This window comes from Alitiscatomonas aceti (assembly GCF_025567195.1).
GTDB classification, from domain to species: domain Bacteria; phylum Bacillota; class Clostridia; order Lachnospirales; family Lachnospiraceae; genus Alitiscatomonas; species Alitiscatomonas aceti.
Map to the genome: position 1 here is coordinate 1 of NZ_JAOQJF010000010.1, position 5,280 is coordinate 5,280.

General features: G+C 47.8%; 1 protein-coding gene and 4 pseudogenes. All 5 read left to right on the plus strand.

Going from position 1 to position 5,280, the window contains the following annotated elements; all coding sequences use genetic code 11:
* A pseudogene (locus OCV69_RS06710) lies at window positions 1–713 on the plus strand (VirB4-like conjugal transfer ATPase, CD1110 family); the annotation flags it as partial.
* Window positions 714–1,852: 1,139 nt separating this feature from the next.
* A pseudogene (gene ltrA, locus OCV69_RS06715) lies at window positions 1,853–3,734 on the plus strand (group II intron reverse transcriptase/maturase).
* Between the two features lie 163 nt (window positions 3,735–3,897).
* Window positions 3,898–4,131: pseudogene (locus tag OCV69_RS06720) on the plus strand (conjugal transfer protein TraE); the annotation flags it as partial.
* Window positions 4,131–4,511, plus strand: coding sequence for a DUF3851 domain-containing protein (locus OCV69_RS06725; protein WP_425609797.1), 381 nt, complete (start codon window positions 4,131–4,133; stop codon window positions 4,509–4,511). The pseudogene OCV69_RS06720 and the gene OCV69_RS06725, both read left to right, overlap by 1 nt.
* A pseudogene (locus tag OCV69_RS06730) lies at window positions 4,504–5,280 on the plus strand (CHAP domain-containing protein); the annotation flags it as partial. The gene OCV69_RS06725 and the pseudogene OCV69_RS06730, both read left to right, overlap by 8 nt.

Sequence of the window (5,280 nt, forward strand, 5' to 3'; positions counted from 1 at the left end):
AGTCCTTCAGCGCAAAACGAGAAATTGCCAACTGCTTTTTGCTTACCAGTGATGATGTTATCATCTGTGACCCGGAAGCGGAGTACGCACCTCTTGTTGAGCGCCTGCATGGGCAGGTCATTAAGATCTCGCCCACCTCAACCAACTACATCAACCCGATGGATCTGAACCTGGACTACTCGGATGATGAAAGCCCGCTGTCCCTCAAGTCTGACTTTATTCTCAGCTTGTGTGAGCTGATTGTGGGCGGTAAAGACGGATTGCAGCCGGTGCAGAAAACCATCATCGACCGTTGTGTGCGTCTGGTCTATCAGACCTATCTCAATGACCCGCGCCCGGAGAATATGCCTATACTGGAGGACCTATATAACCTGCTCCGTTCACAGGAGGAAAAGGAAGCCCAGTATATCGCCACGGCCCTTGAAATCTATGTAACCGGCTCCCTCAATGTGTTCAACCACCAGAGCAATGTGGACATCAATAACCGCATTGTCTGCTATGACATCAAGGAACTGGGTAAGCAGCTCAAGAAAATCGGTATGCTGGTGGTACAGGATCAGGTGTGGAACCGCGTTACCATCAACCGTGCCGCTCACAAGTCCACCCGCTATTACATCGACGAGATGCACCTGCTTTTGAAGGAGGAACAGACCGCCGCCTATACGGTGGAAATCTGGAAGCGATTCAGAAAATGGGGCGGCATCCCCACTGGTGATTGGGTCTGCAACTTGTTAGCCGCTTAAAGTGCAGATTTCGCCGTTCTGACTGAAACCGGCAAGTAGGTCAGAATTATCAATGCGGAAGAAATCGGGAAAGGGGTAGCGCCCTAATCCGAGTGGAAGGCTGTCTGTAAAAGGACAGTCACACGCAACGCATAGAGCTTGACCCTGCTTTGAGCAGAATATAACAGCTCCACGAGGCCGCATTACCAGCCGGTACGGTATGATCCGTGGCAAAAAGATATGCTATGCTGGGCGTGAAATGACACGCCGATGAAAATGGGCGAAAGCCCCAGAGAGATGGATAAAAAGCCATCTGTTAATAACAATCAGATTACCCAAAATGTGAAAGATCTGCTTTCTTCACGCGAGGTTGAGAACATCTTTGGTGCGACACGTTGACGCACAAACATCACGCTATGAGGGTAATACTTCATAGACTTATGGCCATGTGATGCTAAAAGCGTCGGGCTTATCTCGGCAGGGATGAGCAACAACTGATAACCCGATAGGTAGAATGAAGGAGTAACGCCCTGAAATGCCTACTCTGATACTTCGACCGGCTTCGGCTGTAATGGCTGGAGTCTGGAGCTCGATAAAGTCGGCGGAAGTTTGTCGTAACAGCGTGGCAACACGGCTGACGAAAGTGCAGTAGAGGTACTGTATGCAGATGACACGCCGGGAGTCTATAAAATATCTATGGTGAGAATGTCTACGACGGACTGACGAAAACCGCGAATGTACGGGTCTAGATGTTTACCGTATAGAAATGTACGGACACTTAAATGTGGGTCAGTGCGGTAAAGTAAAAATCGAAAATATGAAATTCCGTATTGTGTTACAGGCACAATCAAGCTGACAGGACTATAGCGGACACCTAAGGATATATGTACAGATAGGGTTATCGGAACGTGGAAAGGTACAGAGTTGCTCATAAGCAATCTGCGGACGAATCATATAAGCCGCTTAATCTGTGCTGAAAAGCGAAGCTCGAACCTATGACAGCCCAACGAAAAAGGCGGGCTTGAGGAATGGGCTTTAGTCGGTTAGAAACTATTGTTGTCATTCAATCGTATAAGGATTACGAGTAAGACAAAAAGGGACACTTTCCCGCGAAAGGAGAGTGATGCCTTATGACCAGAAAAAAGAAACAACTGCTATGTGAGGAAAATCTGCGACATAACGAGTATTACGGAATGCAAGATACCTTCGATAATCTATATGCTGCCAGTAAGAATGGTGAGGTGTTTACAGACCTCATGTCTATCGTCCTTCAAAGGGAAAACATTCTGCTGGCATACAGAAATATCAAGAAAAACACAGGAAGTAAAACGTGTGGAACAGATAAACTCACAATCAGGGACATTGGAAAGTGCTCCCCTGATGAAGTAGTTGAAAAAGTGAGATTTATTGTAAACGGAAGTGAGCATGGTTATCGTCCTAAGCCAGTCAGGCGAAAGGAGATACCGAAGCCATACGACCCGAGCAAGACAAGACCCTTAGGCATTCCATGCATCTGGGACAGGTTAATCCAACAATGTATTAAGCAGGTAATGGAGCCGGTATGTGAAGCTAAGTTCAGTGAGAACAGCTATGGCTTTAGACCGAACCATTCCGTAGAAAACGCTATTGCCAGAAGTTATAAACTGTTACAGCAAGCAAACCTGCACTATGTCATTGAATTCGATATTAAAGGATTTTTTGACAATGTGAACCATGCAAAGCTGATTCGGCAGATTTGGGCAATGGGGATTCACGATAAGGCGCTTATATTTGTGCTTCGGAGAATACTGACAGCACAGATAAAACTTGAGGACGGAACATTTATTACGCCTGATAAGGGAACACCACAGGGTGGAATCATTTCTCCACTCCTTGCAAACATCGTTCTTAACGAACTCGACCACTGGGTTGAAAGCCAATGGCAATGGAGTCCGATATGCAAAAGAAATGTCAGACCTGAAAACGGGTACAGACAGGCGAAAAAGTCCAACCTCAAAGAGATGTTCATTGTTCGATATGCGGACGACTTTCGGATTTACTGTAGAACGAAAGATACTGCTGAACGGACAATGCACGCAGTTATACAGTGGTTAAGAGAAAGGCTGAAACTGGAAATCTCAGAAAAGAAAACAAGGATTATCAATGTCAGAAATCATTACTCAGACTTCCTTGGGTTCAAGATGAAAGTTCACAGGAAAGGCAACAAGCTGGTGGTAATTTCATACATCGCTGATAAGAATTTTGACCACAAGCGCCAGAAGCTGAAAACACAGGCAAAACGGATTGTCCATCCCCGAAAAATCTATGGAGAACAGGGTGAAATCAGGCTCTATAACAGTATGGTCACAGGAATGCAGAATTATTACTGCATTGCCACCCATATCAACCATGATTGCGCAATACTAAATCGTGCAGTTATGACACTGCTCACAAATAGGCTTAGTACCCGTAACGGGAATCGATTGGTTAAAACCGGACGGGAATTGACTGAGTTTGAAAGAAGCCGATTTGGAAAATCCAAAATGATGCGATATGTTGCAGGCACAAATGAGCCAGTATATCCTATTGGCTACACGCAACACAAGAATCCTTTATTCCGTAAAAAAAACATGGAATTACTACACTCCAGAGGGGCGGGAAGGCATTCACAATAACCTACGAATCAATATGGCCATTCTGCTCTCGCTTATGCGGAAGCCACCCTATGGCTATAGCGCGGAATATGCAGATAACAGAATATCACTATTCTCTGCTCAATGGGGAAAATGTGCTGTTACCGGTGAAGAATTCTCAAGTACACATGAGATTCACTGTCATCACAAACTGCCCCGGTATCTTGGAGGCGATGATTCCTATGGGAATCTTATTTTAGTGAAGGATTCTGTACACAAGTTGATTCATGCCATCAATGCAGATACAATCGCAAAATATTTGGAACTCCTACAGCTTGACAAGAGCCAGCTCAAAAAGGTAAATACGCTCCGTGAGTTGGCGTCTCTGCCGTTAATCTAATCTCTCACTAATCAACACAACACAGTATTTCTATGACAGGTTTGATTGTTTAGACAACGAAATCTACTAACCGATGGAACGCCGTGTGCGGTGAAAGTCGCATGCACGGTGTGAAGTGGGGGAAAAGCCTGAGATGATATCAGGGGCTTACCTATCACTATAAAACTCCGACTTCGTGTATATGCTCAACCAGGCAGGTGGAGACCGTCAGATCCTTGCCAAGCAGCTGGGCATTTCCACACACCAGCTTAGCTATGTGACACACTCCGGTGAGGGCGAGGGCCTGCTGTTCTATGGCTCCACGATCCTGCCGTTTGTAGACCACTTCCCGAAGAACACCGAACTTTACCGCATTATGACCACCAAACCCCAGGAACTGAAAAAGGAGGATGAATGATGATGAACCCCAACATTTTGAATAGAACCCCGCTGATGTTTTTTGACAGGGCGGTAAATGCCCAGCGCAGCCAGCTGCTTACAGTCATGGCCGATGCGGTAAGTGAGTGCCGCACGGCGGCAGATCAGGCAGCCGAACTGAATGAGACCGGTCAGGTGGGGCTGCTCCGTCTGGCAGAGGTCTGGAGTGCCATCCGTGCCAAGGAAGGCATGGGCGGTCTGGTTCTGGAAGGAACCGAAGCGAAGATCCTGTCCGATGTGGTGGCACAGTTTTATGCCTACCTGTCCGGCTGTATGTTCAACGATCCTGTGGGAATGGCCATTTATGCAGAGCTGCACTACATGATGTCCTCCCTCATGCTGGGAGAATGGTTTGAATAAGGAACCGCGCCTGCGCTTTACCGATGAGGAACGGGCTGACCCTGCACTGGAAAAGCCGATCCGTAAAGCGGAGAAAGCTGCGGCCAGAGCAGATAAGGCGCAGGAGAATATTCCAAAGAAAAAGGTCAGGCAGATGGTCATTGACCCGGACACCGGGAAAAAGACCTCGAAGCTGACCTTTGAGGACAAGAAAAAGCCCCCCTCCAAAGTTTCTCAAGGGGTCAAAGAAGCTCCCGTCCATCTGGTCGCGGGCAAGCTCCATAAAGAGATCCGGGAAACAGAACAGGACAATGTGGGCGTGGAAAGCGCCCACAAGTCCGAGGAGGCGGTGGAGACCGGCGCTTATCTGGTGCGGGAGGGCTACCGTAGTCACAAGCTGAAGCCGTACCGCAAAGCAGCCCAGGCAGAGCGTCAACTGGAAAAGGCTAATGTAAATGTCCTGTACCAGAAATCCTTGCAGGAAAATCCCCAGTTTTCCAGCAATCCTCTTTCCCGCTGGCAGCAAAAGCAGGCCATCAAAAAGCAGTATGCCGCTGCTAAGCGCACCGGTCAGACTGCAGGAAATACCGCCCAGGCTGCGTCCAAAACCGGAAAAGCCGCAAGGACGGTAAAAGAAAAGGCACAGCAGGCAGGGGCATTCGTCATGCGCCACAAGAAAGGTTTCCTGATCGCAGGAGTTTTGTTCCTCATCGCCTGTATGCTGATGAATACCATGTCCTCTTGTTCCATGATGGCGCAGAGCATCGGTTCCGTTCTCTCCGGCACCACC

Bases quoted from the DNA above. Each gene is read 5' to 3' on its own strand.
- OCV69_RS06725 (WP_425609797.1), top strand. From the start codon at position 4,131: ATGATGAACCCCAACATTTTGAATAGAACCCCGCTGATGTTTTTTGAC.